Raw genomic sequence first — 22,970 nt, forward strand, 5'->3', positions numbered from 1 at the left:
TTTTATAGCTCCTTCCACATTATAAGCGCATCCTCATTGCTGTCGGTGTAGTATCCGGGCCTGACTCCCGCAGACTTGAATCCAAGAGACTTGTAAAGGCCTATCGCCGTCTCGTTTGAAATTCTAACCTCAAGCGTCATAGCTTCTATTTTGCGTTTCAAGGATTCTTCTATCAGACCCTTCACAATGGCTCTGCCCAGTCCCCTGTTTCTAAAATCCGGGTGTACCGCTATATTTGTTATATGCCCTTCCCCGGCTATGAACCATATACCCCCATAGCCAGCGATTCCATCATCGCTCGATACTACGAGGTAAAACGCCAGTGAGTTTTCCATTTCCTTTTCAAAGGAGTCTCTGCTCCACGGTGTCTTGAAGCTTATATTTTCCACTTCAAGCACGCCGTCTATGTCGTCTGCTGTCATTTCCCTTATTTCATATATGTTACTCATTGCCGAGAGCCTTCTTCATTTTTTCCTCGTACTGCACCTCAGCCTGGGATTTCCTTATATAAACCGGCCTAAGCTCAAATCCATTGCTGATTTCGCCACAGCTATACTTTTTAGCCGCAAGCTCGCACACGCTTGACGCTCTTGCCATGCGCTGACTGCGCGGAGGGATTACAGCGTTGCTGAGCTTTGACAGCTCATCTCTGTAAAGCTCGGAAGCTTCCCCGAGCACCATCACTCGCTCGCCTAAGCCTTCAATCTGACTTAGCACTTCCTCAATGGTTTTAACTCCCATGCCCTCGAGCTCAACTACCTGGCCGTCACACCTATAGAGTGCAGAGTATACCTGGCCTCTTTGAGCATCCATCATGGGCATCACGTAGCTGTATGAGCTGACCGAGTTGAATGCGAGAACCTCAAGGCTATTTACGGCAACTATAGGCACGTTCAGCACATGAGACAGTGCCTTTGCTGTCGCTACTCCTATTCTTATACCGGTAAATGAGCCAGGGCCGTTGCATACTGCTATAAGGTCAATGTCGCTAGTTTTCATTTCACACGCTTTTAGCATTTCATCCAGCATAGGCATGAGATTTGTTGAATGGCTCTTTTTGTGGTTTAAAGTGTATTCGGCTATAAGCTTGCTCTCGTTCATCAGCGCTACAGTGGCCACCGCTGAAGACGTGTCTATGCCTATGATGTTCATTCCTTAAACAGCTCCTCGACTAATTTCTCATACTTTTCTCCCTCCGGCCTCATCAAGAGCTCCCTCTTGAAGGTTGAGCCTTCAGCATACTTTATTTCTATCCAAAGCTTCTCTATTCCCTGGAGCAGATCCTCTATCATCTCGGCCCACTCTATTATGCATACGGCGTCCGAGCTTATATATTCATCAAAACCTATATCATACATCTCGTCCGAGGATGAAATTCTGTATACGTCAAAGTGATAAAGCTTCAGCCTTCCATTATACTCGTTGACTATTGTGAACGTTGGGCTTGTAATGTTCTCACTGACTCCCAGGCCCTTTGAAAATCCCTGCACAAATGTCGTCTTGCCGGCTCCAAGGTCCCCGGAAAGGCACACGATAGCAGGAAAATCTATGAGCGAGCCAAGCTTATAGCCTAGCTCCGTGGTTTCCCGTTCGTTTTTCATAAGGATTTTTTTCATAGCAATTCTCCTCAAGATGATTCTCTAAGTATTATTATATGACTTAAGTCTTATACTCTGCTGTAGTCCATCTTTCATTATAGCAAAAAAACCTTATCCTAAACAAATAAAAAAGTAGGCGTATGCCCACTTTTTATATATACACTCATCATATTCAAGCCTGAGTCTGATTACAGCAGTTTCATATGCCTTTTTAAAGACTTATCCCTTGAGAATATGTGACACCCTCTTGTACATCACAAGCGTCGCTGCAGAAAGCAATACGCCCTTTATTATGTTGAAGGGCACTATTGAATAGTAAACAAATGTCTTAAGGTCTGTTATGGCGCTGTTAAACTGCGCTCCCATAGAAACCACGGCTTCTATTGGCATGAATGTCGAGTAAAACGGCAGGAGTATAAAGTAGTTTGCAAGTCCGCCCACTATACCCATAACCATCGTTCCAGCTATACACCCAATCACTGCCATCCTTTTGCTTTTGGAGGAGTAGTATATTCCCGATGATACAAAAACAAAGGCTCCGCCCACAAGAAAGTTGGCAAATTCGCCTATACCGCCGGTCTGGCTCTTTATTGCAAAGTGAAGCAGATTTTTTACAAGCTCAATCATAAGCCCCGCCACAGGACCGAGCGCAAAACCGCCTATAACAGCCGGCAAGTCCGATATGTCGATTTTTAGAAATTCAGGAAAGAACATCACCGGAAATTCTATGAACATTATCAAAAAAGACATTACTCCCAGCATTGAGATTTTAACCAGGTTTGATGTTGTAAACAGCCTGCCTGGATTTAGTTTTACAGCTCTATCCATTATAATCCCTCCGTAGTTTAAAATAAAAAGGAACCCGAATAATCTCCAGGTTCCTCTGCTCGCACAAAAATACATACTTCTCCCATCCAGACTTTCACTGTCGGTACTGGAATCTAACCAGTTCAGCCCTTAGGCTCGCGGACTATACCGCCGGTCGGGAATCTCACCCTGCCCTGAAGTTAAAATATATTCACTTATATAATTATATTAATACGCCAGACATTTATTGTCAACAGCTATGTTATCCAGCTGAATTATATACTATGCTACCGTCAACTATAGTCATACTTACGACACTTTTGACATCCAGCGGATACCCGTCCCATATGACTATGTCTGCATCCTTGCCTTCCTCTAGGCTGCCTATCCTGTCTCCGAGCCCCAATATCCTTGCCGGGTTTATTGTTATGGCTTCAAGAGCCTTTTGCTCGTCCATTCCAGCCTTTGTTGCAAGAGCTGCGCAAAGCGGCAGATACTGTATAGGTACGACCGGATGATCTGTAATGAGGGCGACCTGAACGCCTGCATTGCTAAGCACTGCAGCCGTCTTGAAGTCAAGATTCTTAAGCTCTATCTTGGACCTTTCACAAAGTGACGGGCCAACAAGAGCCGGATAGCCTTCCTTGGCTATATGGTCGGCTATAAGATGGCCTTCAGTGCAGTGATCAAGCGTAAGCGGCAGGTCGAATTCCTTGGCTATTCTTATGGCCGTAAATATGTCGTCAGCCCTGTGCGCATGCGCCTTCAGAGGAGCCTTCTTCTCCAGCAGCGGAATGAGCGCATCCAGCTTAATGTCATATTCCGGCCTGTCTGCTTCCTCGTCTGAAACATAATCGAGCATGTCTTCGTGATAATTCACTGCTTTTTTTAGAGTCTCCCTTATTAGAGCAGCAATTGCCATGCGCGTTTGCGGCGCCCTGTCGTCCTTTCCGTAAACGCTCTTTGGATTCTCTCCAAACGCTATCTTGAAGCCCGCAGGATTCTTTATTATCATGTCATCTATCCTGTCTCCGAAGGCCTTGACTACTACGAACTGGCCGCCCATTACATTCGCACTTCCAGGACCCGTAGCAACTGTCGTAATGCCGCCCTCAAGCGCCTCCTTGAAATTCCTGTCCATAGGATTTATGCCGTCTATAGCTCTAAGATGCGGAGTTACAGGATCCGTCTCCTCGTTGCCGTCAGCACCTTCCACACCCATCCCGTCCTCCCAGAGGCCCATATGGGTGTGCGCATCTATGAAGCCTGGAAAAACATGTTTTCCTGAGGCATCCACAACCTGCATTTCGCTAGTAGCATCTATGTCATTTGCAATCATGACTATCTTTCCCGATTTTACAAGTATGTCGGCCGAGTCAAGCACACCGCTAGTCATTGTGTGCACCTTGCCATTTTTTATAAGTAGCATATTATTCTCCTTCCAATTTGACCTCTATATATCCTTCATGCTAAGGGAAACCTTCCCTTTTTCATGGTTGACATCTATAATCCTTACATTTATTATATCTCCCACACTTAGAACCTCCATAGGATGCTTTATGAACCGCTCGCATATCTGCGATATGTGCACGAGTCCGTCATTTTTAACACCAATATCCACGAAAGCTCCAAAGTCCACGACGTTCCTTACAGTGCCCGAGAGCACCATTCCCACCTTCAAATCCTCTATGCTTAGCACGTCGCTTCTTAGTATCGGCTTTGGCAGCTCATCTCTTGGATCTCTGCCCGGCTTCAGCAGCTCATCGACTATGTCGCCGAGCGTCAGCTCACCTATGCATGTTTGCTCGCAAAGCGCTTTGATATCAATTTTCGACTTGTCTATAGACACCTTTGTGGATCCGCTTATGTCTATGCCCAGTATCTCGAGCAGCCTCATGGCAGCCTCGTATGACTCGGGGTGGACAGCCGTGTTGTCAAGGGGATTTACGCCGCCGTGTATCCTTAGGAATCCGGCGCACTGCTCGAAAGCCTTGTCACCAAGCCTTTTTACCTTCTTCAGCTCCTGCCTGCAATTGAATCTTCCATTATCGTCCCTGTATGCGACTATGTTTTTTGCTATGGATTCCGATATCCCGGAAACATACTTAAGCAGCGATACTGTTGCCGTATTAAGGTCCACGCCCACAGAGTTGACGCAGTCCTCGACCACGCCTTTAAGGGCCTCATCCAGCCTTTTTTGGTTGAGATCGTGCTGGTACTGGCCAACGCCTATGCTCTTTGGGTCTATTTTGACAAGCTCGGCCATTGGGTCCTGAAGCCTTCTGCCTATCGATATGGCTCCTCTTATTGAAACGTCTATGTCCGGATACTCCTCATTTGCAAGCTTAGATGCGGAGTATACGGATGCACCGGCTTCGCTCACTATTGTGTAGTGCACAGACCTTTTCAAATCCTTTATGGATTCTGCCACAAAGGCTTCGGTCTCGCGCGAGGCTGTGCCGTTGCCTATGGATATGATGTCTATTTTGTGTTTTTCTATGAGTCTGAGCATCTCCTGTTTTGACTTTTCAGTATCATTTTTAGGCGCATTTGGATATATGGTCGAGTATTCAAGCAACTTGCCTGTCTCATCAAGCACGCTGAGCTTGCAGCCCGTTCTGAAGCTCGGGTCTATTGCAAGCACGCTTACATCCTTGACCGGAGGAGCCATAATAAGCCCCTTTAGGTTCTTTCCAAAAAGAGCTATTGCATTCTCCTGAGCCCTTTCCGTAAGGCCGCTGCGCAGCTCCCTTTCTATGGATGGCTGTATGAGCCTTTTATAGGCATCCTCGATGGCCTCTTCTATATACGATGTACACTCGTTTGCAGACTTTATCTCCTTCGATTTGAGGTATTCGACTATCCTATCGTCGGGGAATACGAGCCTGACCCTGAGGAATTTCTCGCTCTCGCCCCTGTTTATGGCTAGTATCCTGTGGTCTGCCGCCTTTGATATGGGCTCACTAAATTCATAGTAGTTTGAGTAGACAGAGTCGCTGTCCTTGTCTGTTGCCTGAGAACTTAATACGGCAGTCCTAGTGCAAAGCTCCCTTATCCACTGCCTGTATGCGGCGTTGTCTGATACGCCTTCGGCTATTATATCCTTCGCACCTGCTATTGCCGCCTCTGCCGTGTCCACTTCCTTTTCAGCGTCTACGAAACTCGCTGCAAACTCCAATATGCCGCTTCTTCCCTCTATTATGGCTTTTGAAAGTGGCTCGAGTCCTCTCTCCCTTGCCTTTTCAGCCCTGGTGCTCTTTTTCTGCTTGTAGGGCCTGTACAGGTCCTCAACCTTTTGCAGAATGTCAGCGCTGCTGATGGCCTTTTCAAGCTCTTTTGTAAGCTTGCCCTGCTCATCTATTATTCTTATTACTTCCTGCTTCCTGGATTCAAGGTTTCTAAGATAAGTAAGCCTCTCATGCAGCTGTCTTAATGTTTCATCGCTAAGGCCGCCTGTCATTTCCTTTCGGTACCTTGCTATGAATGGTATCGTGTTGCCCTCGTCTATAAGCTTTATGGCACTTTCAACCTGCCCTTTTTTTATGCCAAGCTCTTTTACAAGCATGCCTGTAATCATAATGTTATCTCTCCCGTCTAAATTAATGCCATTAAGATTATATCACAAAGCAAAATATTGTTCAGAAAGAGTTTTGTTCTATTTTTCACTTTTTACGCGGATCTTTTCAAATGCCTCCACAAGCCCGTAAACCAGCTCGAACAGCATTTGGGAATCATCTTGACTTGACTCCTCTAAAACCACATTCTGCTGTTCATCCTTGTTTTTTAAATCCTCTTTTATGGTATCTTCCATGCTCAATCCCTCTTTTGGCGCATAAACAGCCCTGCTTTTTATTTCCCACTAATCAGGTATCGGCTGCCATGCGTTTATTATATTATTGCATCTATTCCCAATTTCCCTTTAGGCGCAGCTTCTTCACCTTGAACTTTATTTTCCTCCATTTTCGCTACATTCGAGAGCATATAACCGCTGTCCTCGACCGCCCTTCTTATAAGACTTTCGGACAATGCAATTTCCGAGCTTGTCATATCTCCCTGCAGCACCCTTATATCCACGGCAGCGCCTGCTATATCTACATCCAGTACAGTATCCTGCGCAGCATCGTTTTTTATCCTTATAATCAAGCTGACATTTTCAGGATCTATATCCGGGCTTTCCTGATTCTTTTTATCGCGTATAAAAATGTTCACCCTCAAAGGCATTCCAGCTGACTCTGCCGGAATGTCGAGTATTTTGCCAGCCGTCATCAGCTTCTCAATGAGCGGCTCCTCGTCTTTTAAAAGTTTTTGGGCCTCTTCAATGATCTTTTTTATGCCGCCACTTTCATGGCCAAGCTCCTTTTTTATCTGTTCAAGAGACGATTTTATAATCTCATCTATTTCATTTTGTCCCATGCCGCCCCTTAATACCTCAGCCTTTATTTTCAGGGCAATTTTACTTATTTCACCTGCGGCCCTGACCAGATCATCCCTGCTGCTTGCGCTAAGCGACTCGTCATTTATTCGCAGCATTCTTCCTATGCTTCGTGACATGTTGCTAAGTACCGCCACATTCCACGAATCTCCTGTAAGACGCATAGCCATGGCGGTGATGTTTGCAAACGACATCTCGCCCTTTTGGCTTGCGGCATATGCTGCTACATCCCCTTTGTTCCCCACAAGCAGGCTTATCCTATCAATTATTCCATTTGTCTTAAAATCGTCGGCAATGTGCCTCATGGCCTGATGATGCGAAAGCTCCTTTAGCATGCTGTTCTTGCTGCTGTCGCTTAGCGGGGTTACGGCTTCCTTCATGCCCTCGTTTGCCTTAGCGGCTGTCGCTTGCTCCATAGCGACAAATCTGGCCATATCTCTTATATCAGTCTTTTCAAGCTCCATGCCCGCTCGCACTGCAGCAGCAGCCACACTTGCATCCAACCCGCTTTTGACTATGCCTATAGAGCTTAATATTTCGCCTGTCTCTGCAAGCAAGCCCTTTTCCAAAGGCAGCCCAAGCCTTATGATCTCCTTGCATATCCTTATGCTGCCTGGTGAATCTTGTATTCCAAAATCATTCAGCCTGGCCCTTATGTCAGTTTCAAGCTTTTCAAGGTGCATGTCCGAAGGAGGCGCCGAATAAACGAAACCTGCCGAGTATGCACTTACAAGGCTTTTGTTTGAAGGTTCTATGGCCGAGTTTTTTATTCCGCTTACAATGCTGTATATATTTGAAATTGTAGGCTCTATGTTTTTTGCTACAAGCAGCGCAGCGTTCCGTTCAATGGATCCCTCTATTGCCATCAGCTTGTAAATTGCGCCCTTCACCTCTTCTACGACGGCTCTCGAGGGCTCTACTCCGATTATATGCAGCGCCTTTATGATGTCGGTTATGTCCTTCCCCATCCTGCTTCCGAAAAGCTTTTTTGCAATCGCTTCTGCCTCTTCAGTAGAAATCTCTTTTTTTCCAATGAATTCATCTCCAGCCCTGTCTTCGCCAAGCGCCCCTATAGCTTCTGCAAGCTCAGGAAGACTCATATTTTCAATATCAAAGCCCGATTCCACAAGAATTGCCGCCTTCTGCGCGGTAATGGAGCCGCCTATGGATTCTATTGACGAATCGACCTTTATAAATTCAGCTACCGCAGATGGCGTTATGCTTATGCCTGCTCTTTCGAGTCGCATTGCCGCCTCTATATTTTTTTCATTCGGTATGATCCCAATATCCCGGAGTATCCTTGCATATCTTGAGTTTTCGGCCTCGAGCATGCGCCGCTCCTGCTTCTGCTTCTCGGGCTCGTGTTCACTTATGGACTTGATGTCTTTTTTTTCAAGCTTAACAGAGTCTCCTTCATTAGCCAATATAGGATTTTTGAGCACAACATCATAAAGCGTCCCGCTGCCAGACCTGAGTTTGACGCTTGTTTTGCACTCATCAATCTTCTCTATTTTTCCTGATACGCTGGTAAACGATATGCCGGAGTATCGCTCGTTTATGCTCTTAGCTGTCTTTGCTGATACTGTAAGACTATCTATATTCAAGCCTATCCCGCCCTTTTCTATTGATTAATGACCATACTTATTTTATCGTCAGATTGCAAAATTATATTAGCGAATGTACCCCAGTTCACAAGCTAGCTAGAGCATGTTGTTCAATTTTGAATAGTACTATATATTTATTGATAAAAATATTTTTGCATGGTAGAATTTACTAGATAAGTTCTATACAGACTGTAAGCAGGGATGTGATTCTATGCAGGGTATTAATAATATTTCAGGCATCGTCAGCACAGGCGATATTAAAAAAACGCAACTTCAAGGTAAGCAACTGCAGCAGTTTGAAAAGAGCGAGTTTCTCAAGAAATTTGAAAAGATAAAATCAGACGATGTAAGGGACAAGGTCGAATCCTTGTATGAAAAGATAGTCGAGAAGTCTGAAAGCCTAAAAAACAACCTTTATCTAAAGGATGTGCTTGAATATAAGAAGCTGGTAAAGGAGCTGCTCTCGGTAGCCGTCGAAAATTCCCATAGCTTTGCCCAGCAAAACCTGCTGGACAGAAGGGGCAGACACAGGATGTATTCCATAGTCAAGCAGGTCGATAGAGAGCTTGACATAATAACCAAGGAATTTCTAAAGGACCAGCTTGATCATGTGAATGTTCTAAAGCGCATAGACGGCGTAAAGGGACTTTTGCTTGACGTCATAATGTAAAAAATGGAAGGGGTCTCCCTTCCATTTTTTGTTTGGTTTTTTATTGCTCCCGGTCTACTTTGCGGTTTTTATCCACTTGAGATATTCGTTTATGAATATGTCTATATTCCCGTCCATTACAGATTGGACATTGCCAACCTCCACATTAGTCCTGTGGTCCTTGACCATGTTATAGGGATTGAACACGTAGGATCTTATCTGGCTTCCCCAGCTTATCTGGGAATACTCGCCCTGTATGTCCTCTATGCGCTCCTTTTTTTCAAGCTCCTTTATCTCAACGAGCTTTGACATTAGCATCTGCATGGCCATTTGCTTGTTACTGTGCTGCGACCTTTGATTCTGGCACTGGACTACTATTCCCGTAGGCAAATGAGTTATCCTTACGGCCGAATCAGTCTTGTTGACGTGCTGGCCACCGGCTCCTGAAGCCCTGTAGGTATCTGTCCTCAGGTCGGAAGGGTTGATCTGAATGCTTGCATCTTCATCTATTTCGGGGATTACATCCAAAGATGCAAATGATGTGTGCCTCTTGCCCGAAGGATCGAAGGGCGAAATCCTGACTATCCTGTGAACGCCCTTTTCCCCTTTAAGATATCCGTATGCGTTTATGCCCTCCACAAGAATAGTGGCGCTTTTTATCCCGGCCTCCGGATCTGAAATCATGTCTATCACAGAAGTTGTGTAGCCCTTCTGCTCGGCCCATCTTTTATACATTCGCAGGAGCATCTGAGCCCATTCCTGAGCGTCAAGGCCTCCTGAGCCGGCATGTATGGAGAGTATTGCATTATTCTTGTCGTATTCTCCCGATAACAGAGTCTTTATAGTTATACCTGCTATCTCCTGCTCAAGCTCTTCTATAGCCTGCTTTACTTCCAATTCTGTGGCCTCGTCGTCTTCTTCAACGGCCATTTCAAGAAGTATCTGCACGTCCTCATATGATGATTCAAGCCTTTCGAAGCTTTCTATTTCTTCCTTCATCATTTTGTTGGATTGAAGCATTTTCTGGGCTCTTTCATTGTCATCCCAAAAGCCCGGGCTTGCCATGGCTTTTTCCTGCTCATCCACCAAATCCCTAAGCTTTTCTATGTCAAAGAGAAACCAAAAGCTCCTTTATTGCCTCACTTATTTCCTGTATCTTCTGGTTGTATTCCTGAATATTAAGCATATGCTTCCTCCTATGAGTTCTTTCCGCAACATTTTTTGTACTTCTTTCCACTGCCGCAAGGACACAAATCGTTTCTTCCGACCCTATCATCCTTTTCAACTGTTGTCTGGCTTGGCGAATCAAGGTCGGCAGAGCTTTGAGAAAGGTGGTCCACATCTATTACCTGCTTCCTTTCTATACGCTCCTCGAGAGAGAATCCAAACATGAATTTTATTGTGTCTTCCTGTATGCTTCTTATCATCTCTTCGAACATGTCGAAGCCCTCGAACTGATATGCCCTTACAGGGTCTTCCTGTCCTACCGCTCTAAGTCCTATTCCCTGCCTTAACTGCTCCATGGCGTCTATGTGGTCAACCCATTTTGTATCAACAACCTGAAGGAGTATTATCCTCTCAATCTCCCGCATCCTCTCCTCGCCAATTAGAGCTTCTTTTTGCTCATACAGCGATACGGAAAGATCAAGCAGCATGTCCTTTATCTTTTCTCTTGTTAGATTTTCTATATTGCCAAAGTCGATGCTGTCTTTTGGAAGGTATGCAGAATACATGCTCTCCTTGAGGCCCTGCAAATCCCACTCCTCCGGATAGCTGCCTTCTGCTGTGAAGCGCTCTACAGAGTAGTCCACTATTTTTTGAATCATGGACATTATGTTTTCCCTTATATTCTCGCCTTCAAGGACACTTCTTCTTTCCTTGTATATTATCTCCCTCTGCTTGTTCATAACATCGTCGAACTGGAGTACGTGCTTTCTTATTCCAAAGTTTCTGCCCTCGACCTTTTTCTGCGCGTTTTCTATTGATTTAGAAAGCAGCGAGTGCTCTATTGGCATGTCGTCTTCCATTCCCAGCTTGTCGACAACGCTTCTTATCTTTTCGCTTCCAAACAGCCTCATAAGGTTGTCTTCAAGGCTTATAAAGAATTTCGACATACCAGGGTCACCCTGACGTCCTGCACGCCCTCTTAGCTGGTTGTCTATCCTTCGCGACTCGTGCCTTTCGGTTCCGAGTATACAAAGGCCGCCGGCCGCTTTGACCTTCTCCTGCTCCTCGTCTGTTTGCGTTTTTATGTCGTAGTATATTCCCTTGTATTTGTCCTTGGCCTCTATTATTTCAGGATCTTCAGTTTCAATAAAGCTTGTAGCCAGCGATATTATATGGTCGCTGTAGCCGAGCTTCTTCATCTCTTTCTTGGCCATGAACTCCGGGTTTCCTCCGAGTACTATGTCGGTACCCCTTCCGGCCATGTTCGTAGCTATAGTAACAGAGCCAAGCCTTCCAGCCTGAGAGACTATCTCAGCCTCTTTTTCATGCTGCTTGGCGTTTAGAACCTGGTGCCTTACGCCCTTTCTCTTAAGCATGCCAGATAGCATTTCAGACGTCTCAATAGCTATTGTGCCTACAAGTATAGGCTGTCCAGTCCTGTATCTCATTTCAATTTCATCAACTACTGCCGTGAACTTGCCTTCGTCAGTCTTGTACACGCTGTCGGCCTCATCTTTTCTTGCGATAGGCCTGTTTGTAGGAATAAGGACTACATCCATGCCGTATATCGACTTGAACTCCTCTTCCTCTGTCTTGGCCGTACCCGTCATGCCCGAAAGCTTCTTGTACATCCTGAAATAGTTCTGGAATGTTATACTCGCAAGCGTCTGAGACTCCCTTTGAACCTCGAGTCCTTCCTTTGCTTCGATTGCCTGGTGCAGTCCGTCTGAGTATCTTCTTCCAAACATGAGTCTTCCTGTGAATTCATCAACTATTACTATTTCGCCGTCCTTTATGACATAGTCCACATCCAGCTTCATAAGGTTGTGTGCCTTGAGTGCCTGGTTTATGTGATGCGAAATCTCCATGTTTTTAGGATCGGCAAAGTTTTCAATATTAAAATATTTTTCAGCCTTTGCGACTCCGTTTTCTGCAAGCATTACTGAATGGCCTTTTTCATCGACCGTGAAATCAACAGTCTCTTCCTTGTATTCCCTGTCGAATCTGTCCTGCTTGTCCTCTGAAGGATCCATAACCCTGCCTTTTAACATCTGCACAAAAGTGTTGGCGTCATGGTATAGTCCCGTAGACTTGTCCCCAGGTCCAGAAATTATAAGCGGAGTTCTCGCCTCGTCTATAAGTATGGAGTCAACCTCATCGACTATGGCAAAGTTAAGCTCTCTTTGCGTCATATTCTCTTTGTATATGACCATGTTGTCCCTTAGATAGTCAAAGCCGTATTCATTGTTGGTACCGTATGTTATGTCGCAATTGTATGCGGCCTTCTTCTGCTCAGGAGTCTGTCCGTGCACTACAACGCCTACTGTAAGGCCAAGGAATTCGTAAATGCTGCCCATCCATTCCTTGTCACGCTTTGCAAGATAGTCATTGACAGTGACAACGTGAACGCCTTTGCCTGAAAGCGCGTTCAGATATACCGGAAGCGTAGCCACAAGAGTCTTACCTTCACCTGTCTTCATCTCGGCTATTCTTCCCTGGTGAAGAACAACACCTCCTATAAGCTGCACCCTGTAGTGCCTCATTCCAAGCACCCTCTTGGCAGCTTCCCTCATTGTGGCAAAAGCCTCCGGAAGTATGTCGTCAAGCGTCTCGCCGCCAGACAATCTGTCCTTAAGCTTTTGAGTCATGCCTCTTAGCTCTGCATCGCTCATCCCAACAAAATTGGGTTCTATTTCCTCTATCTTGTCTACTATTTTTTCGATTTTTTTGATTTCTCTTTTGTTGCCCCCGAATAACTCTTTTATAAATTCCATACTTAGTCCCTCGTTTCAAGATTCTATTTTTATTTTAATGACCGGTTTGCCACCGACATACTGATATATTGCAACTGGGCCTTTTTATCCCATAATTATCATTTTATCATAAAATATATGGTTCCGAGCTTTTTTTTGTTTTTCAGGTGTTAAGGTTTTGTGATGGCTTTGTACTTTGGCTCTGCTACTGACTCTGCATGATAAACGGGCGCCGACTCTGTTTTGGGATTCCCTTTTATCTCATCCGGCCATTTCGCCGGAAGCTTTGAAACTCGCTGCGCTCAGACAGTCAAAGCTTTTTACCGGCTCCATGTCAGGATTTCGATTGGGAATCCATCAAAACCTCATAAAGTCGCCCTGATTTATCATTGCAGAGCCACGCAGTCATGTGCGCTGGTTTTCCCTCTCCCACCCCAGCTGCGTAAATTTTTTTATATAAAAAAAGCCGGGCTAAGCTTAGCCGGCTAATTGATGTAGGCCTGATTTAATGAGTTGCAAGGCCTCCGGATATGTGCGCACTTTGCAGCATGAATCCGATGGCCACTTCATTTCAAGCGGCCAATTGAGCGGATATCTTGCGGCAAGAATCCAAACGGAATAAAGCAGGCCTGATTTAATGAGTTTTGATTGATTTCCTGGAGAAATGCATGAATGAAATCGTTGGAATTTTGAGTGTCTGAGCGCAGCGAGTTCTCAAAATTCCAGATTTCAGAGTGCATAAGCCAATTGGAAATCACAAAACGAAATTTAAAGGCCAATTATTCCTTTGGATTCGAATACAAAAACGCAAAAAAAAGACTACGCAGCCACGTCCTACTCTCCCGGGACCCTTCGATCCAAGTACCATCGGCGCTAAGGAGCTTAACTTCTGTGTTCGGAATGGGAACAGGTGTATCCTCCTTGCTATTGTGACTGCATTGTCTTTTCTTTGAAGGTTTGCACCCTCAAAACTGCATGCTTTAGACTTGGTCAAGTCCTCGATCTATTAGTACCCATCAGCTGAATGCATTGCTGCACTTACACCCTGGGCCTATCAACCAGGTAGTCTTCCTGGGATCTTACCTATAAAAGTGGGAAATCTTATCTTAAGGTTGGCTTCGCGCTTAGATGCCTTCAGCGCTTATCCATTCCATACATAGCTACCCAGCTGTGCCGTTGGCACGACAACTGGTACACCAGCGGTACGTCCATCCCGGTCCTCTCGTACTAGGGACAGCTCCCTTCAAATTTCCTGCGCCTGCGACGGATAGGGACCGAACTGTCTCACGACGTTCTGAACCCAGCTCGCGTGCCTCTTTAATGGGCGAACAGCCCAACCCTTGGGACCTACTCCAGCCCCAGGATGAGACGAGCCGACATCGAGGTGCCAAACCTCCCCGTCGATGTGGACTCTTGGGGGAGATAAGCCTGTTATCCCCGGGGTAGCTTTTATCCGTTGAGCGATGGCCCTTCCACTCGGAACCACCGGATCACTAAGCCCGACTTTCGTCCTTGCTCGACCTGTATGTCTCGCAATCAAGCTCCCTTTTGCCTTTACACTCTTCGCACGATTTCCGACCGTGCTGAGGGAACCTTTGGGCGCCTCCGTTACACTTTGGGAGGCGACCGCCCCAGTCAAACTGCCCGTCTGACAGTGTCCCAGTACCGGATTCACGGTACATGGTTAGAACCTCAATACTGCAAGGGTGGTATCCCAACGTCGGCTCCAACGAAACTTGCGTTCCATCTTCCAAGCCTCCCACCTATCCTGTACATGCAGCATCGAAATCCAATGCCAAACTGCAGTAAAGCTCCACGAGGTCTTTCCGTCCTGTCGCAGGTAGTGAGCATCTTCACTCACATTACAATTTCACCGAGTCTATTGTTGAGACAGCGCCCAAATCGTTACGCCTTTCGTGCGGGTCGGAACTTACCCGACAAGGAATTTCGCTACCTTAGGACCGTTATAGTTACGGCCGCCGTTTACTGGGGCTTAAGTTCAGTGCTTCGATTGCTCTAACACATCCCCTTAACCTTCCAGCACCGGGCAGGCGTCAGCCCCTATACTTCGTCTTGCGACTTAGCAGAGACCTGTGTTTTTGGTAAACAGTCGCTTGGGCCTATTCTCTGCGGCCCCCTCATGCTTGCACACTAACGGGGCACCCCTTCTCCCTAAGTTACGGGGTAATTTTGCCGAGTTCCTTAACAATAGTTCTCTCGCTAGCCTTAGGATTCTCTCCTCACCCACCTGTGTCGGTTTGCGGTACGGGCACCTTCCACCTCGCTAGAGGCTTTTCCTGACAGTGTGAAATCAACCACTTCGCTACTAAATTTCGCTCCCCGTCACGCCTCAGAATTGCCACGGCGGATTTGCCTACCATGACTCCCTTGACGCTTGGACCTTCAAAACCAGCTGAAGGATGGCCTATCCTACTGTGTCACCCCATCACTCAAATGGTGGTTGGTGGTACGGGAATATCAACCCGTTGTCCATCGCCTACGCCTTTCGGCCTCGGCTTAGGCCCCGACTAACCCAGAGAGGACGAACCTTCCTCTGGAAACCTTGGGTTTTCGGCCGGTGGGATTCTCACCCACCTCTCGCTACTCATGCCAACATTCTCACTTGTATAAAGTCCACTGCTCCTTTCGGTACAGCTTCGCCCCTTATACAACGCTCCCCTACCATCCTTTCGGATCCATAGCTTCGGTGGTGGATTTTAGCCCCGAGAATATTTCGGCGCAGGATCACTCGACCAGTGAGCTATTACGCACTCTTTGAATGAGTGGCTGCTTCTAAGCCAACATCCTGGTTGTCTGTGCAATCCCACATCCTTTTCCACTTAATCCACACTTTGGGACCTTAGCTGATGGTCTGGGCTGTTGCCCTCTTGTCTATGGACCTTATCACCCACAGACTGACTCCCGGATAAAAGTTCATGGCATTCGGAGTTTGATAGCCTTCGGTAACCCATAGGGCCCCTAGGGCATTCAGTGCTCTACCTCCATGTCTCTACGTCCGAGGCTAGCCCTAAAGCTATTTCGGGGAGAACCAGCTATCTCCGGGCTCGATTGGAATTTCACCGCTATCCACAGCTCATCCCCGCACTTTTCAACGTGCGTGGGTTCGGACCTCCGCGAAATTTTACTTTCGTTTCATCCTGTCCATGGATAGGTCGCCCGGTTTCGGGTCTACAGCATGTAACTAAACGCCCATTTAAGACTCGCTTTCGCTGCGGCTCCAGGCCTCAAAGCCCTTAACCTTGCTACATACCGTAACTCGTTGGCCCGTTCTACAAAAAGTACGCGGTCACACTAATAATGTGCTTCCACAGTTTGTAGGCATAAGGTTTCAGGTTCTATTTCACTCCCCTCCCGGGGTTCTTTTCACCTTTCCCTCACGGTACTATGCGCTATCGGTCACTAGGTAGTATTTAGCCTTGGGGGGTGGTCCCCCCAGCTTCCCACAGGGTTTCACGTGTCCCGTGGTACTCTGGAATACACTCTAAAGATCGCCGTTTCGTTTACAGGACTGTTACCTTCTATGGTGGGCCTTTCCAGACCTCTTCAACTACAGTGATTACTTCATTGTGAATGCATCCGCAACCCCGACAAAGTAAACTTCATCGGTTTGGGCTCTTCCCTTTTCGCTCGCCGCTACTCAGGGAATCGATTTTTCTTTCTCTTCCTCCGGGTACTTAGATGTTTCAGTTCCCCGGGTTCCCCTCATTAGACTATGTATTCATCTAATGATACATGGACATTACTCCATGTGGGTTTCCCCATTCGGAAATCTTCGGATCAATGACTGCTTGCGTCTCCCCGAAGCTTATCGCAGCTTACCGCGTCCTTCATCGGCTCCTAGTGCCAAGGCATCCGCCTTATGCCCTTAATAACTTGACCATTTATATCTAAAGCTATGCAGTTTTCAAGGTACAAACTTAATTGAAGGTATTAAACCCTCAAGACTAAACAGCAGGTTATTTCTCCTTAGAAAGGAGGTGATCCAGCCGCACCTTCCGATACGGCTACCTTGTTACGACTTCACCCCAGTCATCAGTTTCACCTTCGGCAGCCTCCCCCTTGCGGTTGGACAGCTGACTTCGGGCGCCCCCGACTCCCATGGTGTGACGGGCGGTGTGTACAAGACCCGGGAACGCATTCACCGCGGCATTCTGATCCGCGATTACTAGCAACTCCGACTTCATGCAGGCGAGTTTCAGCCTGCAATCCGAACTGAGAACGGCTTTAAGGGATTGGCTTGCTCTCGCGAGCTCGCAACCCGTTGTACCGCCCATTGTAGCACGTGTGTAGCCCTGAACATAAGGGGCATGATGATTTGACGTCATCCCCACCTTCCTCCGAGTTGTCCTCGGCAGTCTCTCTAGAGTGCCCACCCTAGGTGCTGGCAACTAAAGATAGGGGTTGCGCTCGTTGCGGGACTTAACCCAACATCTCACGACACGAGCTGACGACAACCATGCACCACCTGTCACCTTTGTCTCCGAAGAGAAAGCTTCCGTTACGAAGCGGTCAAAGGGATGTCAAGTCCAGGTAAGGTTCTTCGCGTTGCTTCGAATTAAACCACATGCTCCGCTGCTTGTGCGGGTCCCCGTCAATTCCTTTGAGTTTTACTCTTGCGAGCGTACTCCCCAGGCGGAGTGCTTAATGCGTTAGCTGCGGCACCGAGGTTTGACCCCCGACACCTAGCACTCATCGTTTACGGCGTGGACTACCAGGGTATCTAATCCTGTTCGCTCCCCACGCTTTCGTGCCTCAGCGTCAGTAACAGTCCAGAAAGTCGCCTTCGCCACTGGTGTTCCTCCTAATATCTACGCATTTCACCGCTACACTAGGAATTCCACTTTCCTCTCCTGTACTCAAGTCCGGCAGTTCCAAAGGCTCACTATGGTTGAGCCATAGCCTTTCACCTCTGGCTTGCAAGACCGCCTACGCACCCTTTACGCCCAGTGATTCCGGATAACGCTTGCCCCCTACGTATTACCGCGGCTGCTGGCACGTAGTTAGCCGGGGCTTCCTCCCAAGGTACCGTCATTATCTTCCCTTGGGACAGAGCTTTACGACCCGAAGGCCTTCATCGCTCACGCGGCGTTGCTGCATCAGGCTTTCGCCCATTGTGCAATATTCCCCACTGCTGCCTCCCGTAGGAGTCTGGACCGTGTCTCAGTTCCAGTGTGGCCGATCACCCTCTCAGGTCGGCTACCCATCGCAGCCTTGGTGAGCCGTTACCTCACCAACTAGCTAATGGGACGCGGGCCCATCCTATGCCGCAAAAGCTTTGGCGAGTCGTCCATGCGGACATCTCGCTTTATCCGGTATTAGCACACCTTTCGGTGCGTTATCCCTGTGCATAGGGCAGGTTGCCCACGTGTTACTCACCCGTCCGCCGCTCACGCAGCGGGGCTTCGTCCGAAGACTCCCTCCCGCTTTGTTCGCTCGACTTGCATGTGTTAAGCACGCCGCCAGCGTTCATCCTGAGCCAGGATCAAACTCTTAAAAAGAAATCCTTAAGGACTATGTCCTTTAGCTCACTTTGACATCTTGCGATGTCTCACTGACTTTAAATAATTTCGATGGCTTAGCCATCTTTAAAAAATAAACCTGCTGTTTAGTTTTCAAGGTTCAATTTGCGACTTGATTATCTTATCACTTCAAGCTCTTCAAGTCAACACTTTTTTTCGTTTCTTTTTATTTCTTTTTTGCTGCTCTTCGTTTCGTTTTGCCGCCCCTTGGGACAACATAGATTACTATACCAGCTTTCAAAATAAGTGTCAACAGATTTGTGTGATTTTTTTATTCGAATTTTTCATCTAGATATTTTTCATATATTACAGCCGCTCCCTGCTCGAGTGACTTTTTGACATCTAGTATCCTTTGATTTGAAGAACCTCTGAATTTAAGACGCAGGCTTTTTTTCTCTTCCTCGAACCTTCCGTCTACCAGCACGTCAACCTCCGCTAGCAGGCTTGCCCACTCAGCATACGTTTCGCTGCCTCTGTCTGTAAGCTCCTCGAAAGTATAGCCTGTATAAGCCCAGACATCAAGACCCGCTTTCTTCGCCTCCCTACATACGTATGCCAAAGCCACGGGCTGCTCGAAAGGGTCGCCTCCGGAAAGCGTAATGCCCTTGTGGAGCCTCAGCGCCTTTATTTGCTCTATAATGTCATCCGCTTCAAACTCAATCCCGCCCTCGAAGGAATGGGTCTGTGGATTGTGGCAGCCTTTGCAGGCGTGTCTGCAGCCTTGAGCCCAAACAACAGCCCTTATTCCATCCCCGTCTACTATGCTGTCAATAGTCATTGGCCCTGAAAGTCTAAGTTTCATGTGTTTCCTCCTTAAAAAGCAACATTAGTAGTTGCATCGATAATTCGTGGGCAGCCATAAAGGCCGCCCACGGACTTTTTCCTTAATATTCCATTTTGCTTAAACGTGCTTTACCCTGTCTTTGACTTCGGATTTCTTGGCGTCATTGAACCTGTCCACAGTGCCCACGAGATATCCAGTTATCCTTCTTATCCTCTCAAAGCGAATGCCGTTTTGGCCTTCTATTATTCCGCATTCCGGGCACACGTCTCTTATTATTCCCGTGTATCCGCACGAAGGGCACCTGTCCACGGGATGGTTTATGGAGCCGTAGCCTATTCCAGTTGTCGCCATATGCTTTACGATGCTTTCAAAAGCTTCAAGATTATCGCTAGGATCTCCGTCAAGCTCCACATATGATATGTGGCCTCCATTTGTAAATTCATGGTATGGAGCCTCCTTGCCTATCTTGTCATACGCGCTCAGCTTGTAGCCTACAGGTATGTGGAATGAGTTCGTATAGTACTCTTTGTCAGTAACGCCGTCTATGACGCCGTATTGTTTCTTGTCGATGTTTAGGAATCTGCCTGAAAGACCTTCAGCCGGAGTTGCTATGAGCGCAAAGTTAAGGCTATGCTTCTGGCAGGCTTCGTCGGCTCTTTTCCTCATATGCTCTACTATTTCAAGTCCGAGCTTTTGAGCCCTTTCGCTCTCCCCGTGATGCTCTCCAATAAGGGCAGTAAGAGTTTCCGCAAGACCTATGAACCCTATTGTAAGGCTGCCATGCTTTATTACGTCTCTTATCTTGTCATCAGGCCCAAGCTCGTCTGAATGTATCCATGCTCCCTGGCCCATGAGGAATGGGAAGTTTTTGACCCTCTTGCTACCTTGTATTTCAAATCTTTCTACCAGCTGATTCACAGTAAGCTCTATTTTTTCATCGAGCTCCCTGTAGAAGCCTTCCATGTCAGGCTCTGTTCTTTCGCCAAGTATAATCCCGTGGTTAAGTCCTATCCTTGGAAGATTCATCGATGAAAACGATATGTTTCCTCTTCCTGTTGCAACCTCTTCACCGAATATATTGCCCATTACCCTTGTCCTGCAGCCCATGTATGTCACTTCAGTCTCAGGCTTGCCTTTCTGATAGTATGGCTTGTTGAAAGGAGCATCCAGGAATGAAAAGTTAGGGAAGAGTCTCTTTGAAGAAACCCTGCATGCAAGCTTGAAAAGATCGTAGTTCGGATCTGTTTCGCTAAGGTTTATTCCGTCCTTCACCTTGAATATGAGTATCGGGAATATTGGCGTCTCTCCGTTTCCAAGTCCGTGCTCTTGGGCCAGCATCAGGTTTTTGGAAACCAGCCTTCCTTCCGGAGTCATGTCAGTTCCAAAATTTATGCTCGAGAAAGGAACCTGCGCTCCCGCCCTTGAATGCATGGTATTGAGATTGTGGACAAAAGCCTCCATAGCCTGGTATGTCTGCTTGTCTACTTCCTTTAGCGACCTGTTTAAGGCAAACTCCGCCATTTTTCTTGAAATAGCTGCCGCTTCACCAGTGCAAGCTTCAAGCCTTCCGGCAATGGCTCCTTCTATGCATTTTGACAGCTTTTCCCTTTCTTCGCTTGAAAACTCAATGGATCTGATTGCTCCGTACTGCGCAATAACCGAATCCACAAATTCGTCCAGCTCTCCATCCGAAAGCTCAAGCTCTATTTCTGCGAACTTGGAGATATTTTCTTTGAGTCTCTTTTGGAAAGACTTCATAACTCCTTTTGCCATGTCGTAATCGAATTTAGGTATACTCTGTCCGCCGTGCTGGTCGTTCTGGTTTGCCTGTATGGCTATTGCTGCAAGTGCGGCATAGCTGAGTACATCATTTGGCTCCCTCAAAAAACCGTGGCCTGTCGAAAAGCCCCCGTCAAACAGCTTAGATATGTCTATCTGGCAGCATGTAGTTGTTCCCATGTTGAGGAAATCCATGTCATGTATATGTATATCCCCTCTTTCATGAGCCATGGCATGCTCAGGCTTTATGACAAACTTCTTACAAAACTCCTTAGATACGGCGCTTCCATACTGGAGCATTATCCCCATAGGAGTGTTGCCGTCTATGTTTGCATTTTCCCTCTTTATGTCAGCATCCTCTGAATCCAGGAAGGTTATGTTGTGTATGTCCTGCATCAGCCTGTTCTTGGAATCCCTTATCCTTGTTCTTTCAGCCCTGTAGAGTATGTAGATTTCGCTCGTCTTGGCATGGCCTGTCTTTATTAGCGTTCTTACTACCGCATCCTGAACTTCTTCAACAGTAGGCACCTGACCTGCAAATTTTTTGTTTATAAAAGCTATGGCATCGTCTGTAAGCGCTTCGGCAACGCTATAGTCCGCAGTTCTACCCTCTTTTTTTGCAGCCTCGCTTGCTGCAAGATATATTGCCCTTGTTATTTTCTCGCTGTTAAACGGAATGATTCTTCCATCTCTCTTTTTTATCATATCGATCATATTCATGGCTCCCTTCGCGATTCTAAAACTAAAATATCCACATCATCCACAAGTAATCCACACTATATTGTGGGTACATTCCATATATACACTACATATAGATATGTCTAACAAAAAAAATTGCCTTTTTAATTTTATGCGCTGATTCTCGCATTAAAGAAAGGCTTGCCTTTTATAAACTGTCTCTTCTATATAGTTTCATCTATGCCATATATCATATCAGTTTTTTTGAAATCTGGCAAATCGCCAGATACGTTGGGATTGCTTATTCGAAAATACGAATACAAGCAAATCTAGACTGTTCAGAAAAACAACTAAAATTTTGGCAACAAACAAAAAAATTCAATTCTGTAAAAGGCAATGTGGCTCAAATTTGCAGCTGATCTATCCAAAATACACTTTGAAAGCCATATAGAATGCCAGCAGCGAGAATGTCAGAAACAGCGTTTTTTCTCCGGCGCTTCCCGATTTAAAGGCTTTTAGCAGGCTGATTCTCTTTTTTGCCGGATAAAAAAGCTGGACTCCTCCTGAATTGAAAATGTCAGCCACTATATGGAGCACATATCCTATTGCAAAAGGAAAAGCGAGGCTCTCCCTTCCCGTTTCAAACCCTATTTTGTATGCCGCATATGCGAAGACAACGCTTCCAAGCATGCTGTGCGTCACACCCCTGTGCTTTGAAAATGCGACAATCAAAAAAATAGGCACTATATATAGAATGGACCCCATACCGGAATTTTTCATATACAGGTATCCTGAAAGAAACGCCAGAATCACATATATTACAAGCTTGTCTATTCCGTTTGATGCTGGAAGTATTTTTCTGTTGAGCATACCCCCCGGATGGTCTATGTCGGGAAGCATACTGCCTACAGCTGCTGCCGCTATGTATTCGGCTCCCGGCATTATCCCCAATGCATCTGCCGCGCAAAATGAAGCCGCCACGCCAATAGATATGTGTGTTTTGCCTGTCATTTCCAAATCCTCCAGACTTATTTTTCGGCCTCCGCCTAGTTTCAGCTACTATATAATTTACTCCATTATGGCATGCAGCGTCAACCGGCTTTTGATCTGTTCTTGTTAATAATAAAACACCTTAAAAGGCCTGATATAAGCCTTTTCAAAACTATTTTTTTGCTTTAT

Annotated in this window: 14 protein-coding genes, 3 rRNA genes and 1 riboswitch; of the genes, 1 reads left to right on the top strand and 16 read right to left on the bottom strand. The window is 46.4% G+C overall.

Annotated elements, in window-relative coordinates:
- Positions 1–2: 2 nt before the first annotated feature.
- From rimI to EAL2_RS08775, 8 genes are all read right to left on the bottom strand, one after another.
- A complete protein-coding gene (gene rimI, locus EAL2_RS08745; protein ID WP_025436022.1) occupies positions 3–449 on the bottom strand; it encodes a ribosomal protein S18-alanine N-acetyltransferase in 447 nt (148 codons plus the stop codon).
- Positions 442–1,152: a tRNA (adenosine(37)-N6)-threonylcarbamoyltransferase complex dimerization subunit type 1 TsaB gene (gene tsaB, locus EAL2_RS08750; RefSeq protein WP_025436023.1), complete on the bottom strand. Its 711-nt coding sequence runs from the start codon at positions 1,150–1,152 to the stop codon at positions 442–444. The genes rimI and tsaB overlap by 8 nt, the downstream gene beginning before the upstream one ends.
- Positions 1,149–1,616 carry a tRNA (adenosine(37)-N6)-threonylcarbamoyltransferase complex ATPase subunit type 1 TsaE gene (gene tsaE / locus EAL2_RS08755; protein ID WP_025436024.1) on the bottom strand — a complete coding sequence of 156 codons (468 nt, stop codon included), beginning with the start codon at positions 1,614–1,616 and terminating at the stop codon, positions 1,149–1,151. Before tsaE ends, tsaB begins: the two co-directional genes overlap by 4 nt.
- A 201-nt stretch (positions 1,617–1,817) precedes the next feature.
- On the bottom strand, positions 1,818–2,426 hold the full coding sequence (locus EAL2_RS08760; RefSeq protein ID WP_025436025.1) for an ECF transporter S component: 609 nt from the start codon (positions 2,424–2,426) through the stop codon (positions 1,818–1,820).
- A gap of 70 nt (positions 2,427–2,496) precedes the next feature.
- A riboswitch (FMN riboswitch) is annotated at positions 2,497–2,611 on the bottom strand.
- A gap of 56 nt (positions 2,612–2,667) precedes the next feature.
- Positions 2,668–3,834 (bottom strand): amidohydrolase, encoded by a 1,167-nt coding sequence (locus EAL2_RS08765; protein ID WP_025436026.1) that lies wholly within the window; start codon positions 3,832–3,834, stop codon positions 2,668–2,670.
- Positions 3,835–3,858: 24 nt separating this feature from the next.
- Positions 3,859–5,982 carry a Tex family protein gene (locus EAL2_RS08770; protein WP_038601998.1) on the bottom strand — a complete coding sequence of 708 codons (2,124 nt, stop codon included), beginning with the start codon at positions 5,980–5,982 and terminating at the stop codon, positions 3,859–3,861.
- 78 nt (positions 5,983–6,060) lie between these two features.
- Positions 6,061–6,216 (bottom strand): hypothetical protein, encoded by a 156-nt coding sequence (locus tag EAL2_RS15510; protein WP_158408911.1) that lies wholly within the window; start codon positions 6,214–6,216, stop codon positions 6,061–6,063.
- Positions 6,217–6,293: 77 nt separating this feature from the next.
- Positions 6,294–8,441: a hypothetical protein gene (locus tag EAL2_RS08775; protein WP_025436028.1), complete on the bottom strand. Its 2,148-nt coding sequence runs from the start codon at positions 8,439–8,441 to the stop codon at positions 6,294–6,296.
- A gap of 211 nt (positions 8,442–8,652) precedes the next feature.
- Here EAL2_RS08775 and EAL2_RS08780 point away from each other — a divergent pair, with 211 nt between their 5' ends.
- Positions 8,653–9,111, top strand: a complete 459-nt coding sequence (locus EAL2_RS08780) for a YaaR family protein (protein ID WP_025436029.1) — start codon at positions 8,653–8,655, stop codon at positions 9,109–9,111.
- Positions 9,112–9,165: 54 nt separating this feature from the next.
- Here EAL2_RS08780 and prfB read toward each other — a convergent pair.
- The 8 genes from prfB to EAL2_RS08820 all read right to left on the bottom strand — a co-directional run bounded on the left by prfB (position 9,166) and on the right by EAL2_RS08820 (position 22,802).
- Positions 9,166–10,276, bottom strand: a protein-coding gene (prfB, locus tag EAL2_RS08785; RefSeq protein WP_096325248.1) for a peptide chain release factor 2 whose coding sequence is annotated in 2 segments (ribosomal slippage) — positions 9,166–10,200 and positions 10,202–10,276 — 1,110 coding nt in all. Because the reading frame shifts where the segments join, the coding sequence is not laid out codon by codon here.
- Between the two features lie 10 nt (positions 10,277–10,286).
- A complete protein-coding gene (gene secA / locus EAL2_RS08790; RefSeq protein ID WP_025436031.1) occupies positions 10,287–13,031 on the bottom strand; it encodes a preprotein translocase subunit SecA in 2,745 nt (914 codons plus the stop codon).
- A gap of 800 nt (positions 13,032–13,831) precedes the next feature.
- Positions 13,832–13,948: ribosomal RNA gene (rrf, locus tag EAL2_RS08795) — 5S ribosomal RNA — on the bottom strand.
- A gap of 48 nt (positions 13,949–13,996) precedes the next feature.
- Positions 13,997–16,910, bottom strand: a 23S ribosomal RNA gene (locus EAL2_RS08800).
- Between the two features lie 91 nt (positions 16,911–17,001).
- Positions 17,002–18,529, bottom strand: a 16S ribosomal RNA gene (locus tag EAL2_RS08805).
- Together the 16S, 23S and 5S rRNA genes form the textbook arrangement of a ribosomal RNA operon.
- 292 nt (positions 18,530–18,821) lie before the next feature.
- Complete coding sequence (nrdG, locus tag EAL2_RS08810; protein ID WP_025436032.1) at positions 18,822–19,352, bottom strand: anaerobic ribonucleoside-triphosphate reductase activating protein; 531 nt, start codon at positions 19,350–19,352, stop codon at positions 18,822–18,824.
- A 99-nt stretch (positions 19,353–19,451) separates the two neighbouring features.
- Positions 19,452–21,827: an anaerobic ribonucleoside triphosphate reductase gene (locus tag EAL2_RS08815; protein WP_025436033.1), complete on the bottom strand. Its 2,376-nt coding sequence runs from the start codon at positions 21,825–21,827 to the stop codon at positions 19,452–19,454.
- 384 nt (positions 21,828–22,211) lie between these two features.
- Positions 22,212–22,802, bottom strand: a complete 591-nt coding sequence (locus EAL2_RS08820) for a metal-dependent hydrolase (protein ID WP_025436034.1) — start codon at positions 22,800–22,802, stop codon at positions 22,212–22,214.
- Positions 22,803–22,970: the final 168 nt, after the last annotated feature.

The organism is Peptoclostridium acidaminophilum DSM 3953 (assembly GCF_000597865.1).
Taxonomy (GTDB): Bacteria; Bacillota; Clostridia; order Peptostreptococcales; family Peptostreptococcaceae; genus Peptoclostridium_A; species Peptoclostridium_A acidaminophilum.

What these genes read in the sequence shown, in the direction of transcription:
- rimI (WP_025436022.1), bottom strand. Translation starts at nt 449, where the DNA reads ATGAGTAACATATATGAAATAAGGGAAATGACAGCAGACGACATAGAC.
- tsaB (WP_025436023.1), bottom strand. Translation starts at nt 1,152, where the DNA reads ATGAACATCATAGGCATAGACACGTCTTCAGCGGTGGCCACTGTAGCG.
- tsaE (WP_025436024.1), bottom strand. Translation starts at nt 1,616, where the DNA reads ATGAAAAAAATCCTTATGAAAAACGAACGGGAAACCACGGAGCTAGGC.
- EAL2_RS08760 (WP_025436025.1), bottom strand. Translation starts at nt 2,426, where the DNA reads ATGGATAGAGCTGTAAAACTAAATCCAGGCAGGCTGTTTACAACATCA.
- EAL2_RS08765 (WP_025436026.1), bottom strand. Translation starts at nt 3,834, where the DNA reads ATGCTACTTATAAAAAATGGCAAGGTGCACACAATGACTAGCGGTGTG.
- EAL2_RS08770 (WP_038601998.1), bottom strand. Translation starts at nt 5,982, where the DNA reads ATGATTACAGGCATGCTTGTAAAAGAGCTTGGCATAAAAAAAGGGCAG.
- EAL2_RS15510 (WP_158408911.1), bottom strand. Translation starts at nt 6,216, where the DNA reads ATGGAAGATACCATAAAAGAGGATTTAAAAAACAAGGATGAACAGCAG.
- EAL2_RS08780 (WP_025436029.1), top strand. Translation starts at nt 8,653, where the DNA reads ATGCAGGGTATTAATAATATTTCAGGCATCGTCAGCACAGGCGATATT.
- secA (WP_025436031.1), bottom strand. Translation starts at nt 13,031, where the DNA reads ATGGAATTTATAAAAGAGTTATTCGGGGGCAACAAAAGAGAAATCAAA.
- nrdG (WP_025436032.1), bottom strand. Translation starts at nt 19,352, where the DNA reads ATGAAACTTAGACTTTCAGGGCCAATGACTATTGACAGCATAGTAGAC.
- EAL2_RS08815 (WP_025436033.1), bottom strand. Translation starts at nt 21,827, where the DNA reads ATGATCGATATGATAAAAAAGAGAGATGGAAGAATCATTCCGTTTAAC.
- EAL2_RS08820 (WP_025436034.1), bottom strand. Translation starts at nt 22,802, where the DNA reads ATGACAGGCAAAACACACATATCTATTGGCGTGGCGGCTTCATTTTGC.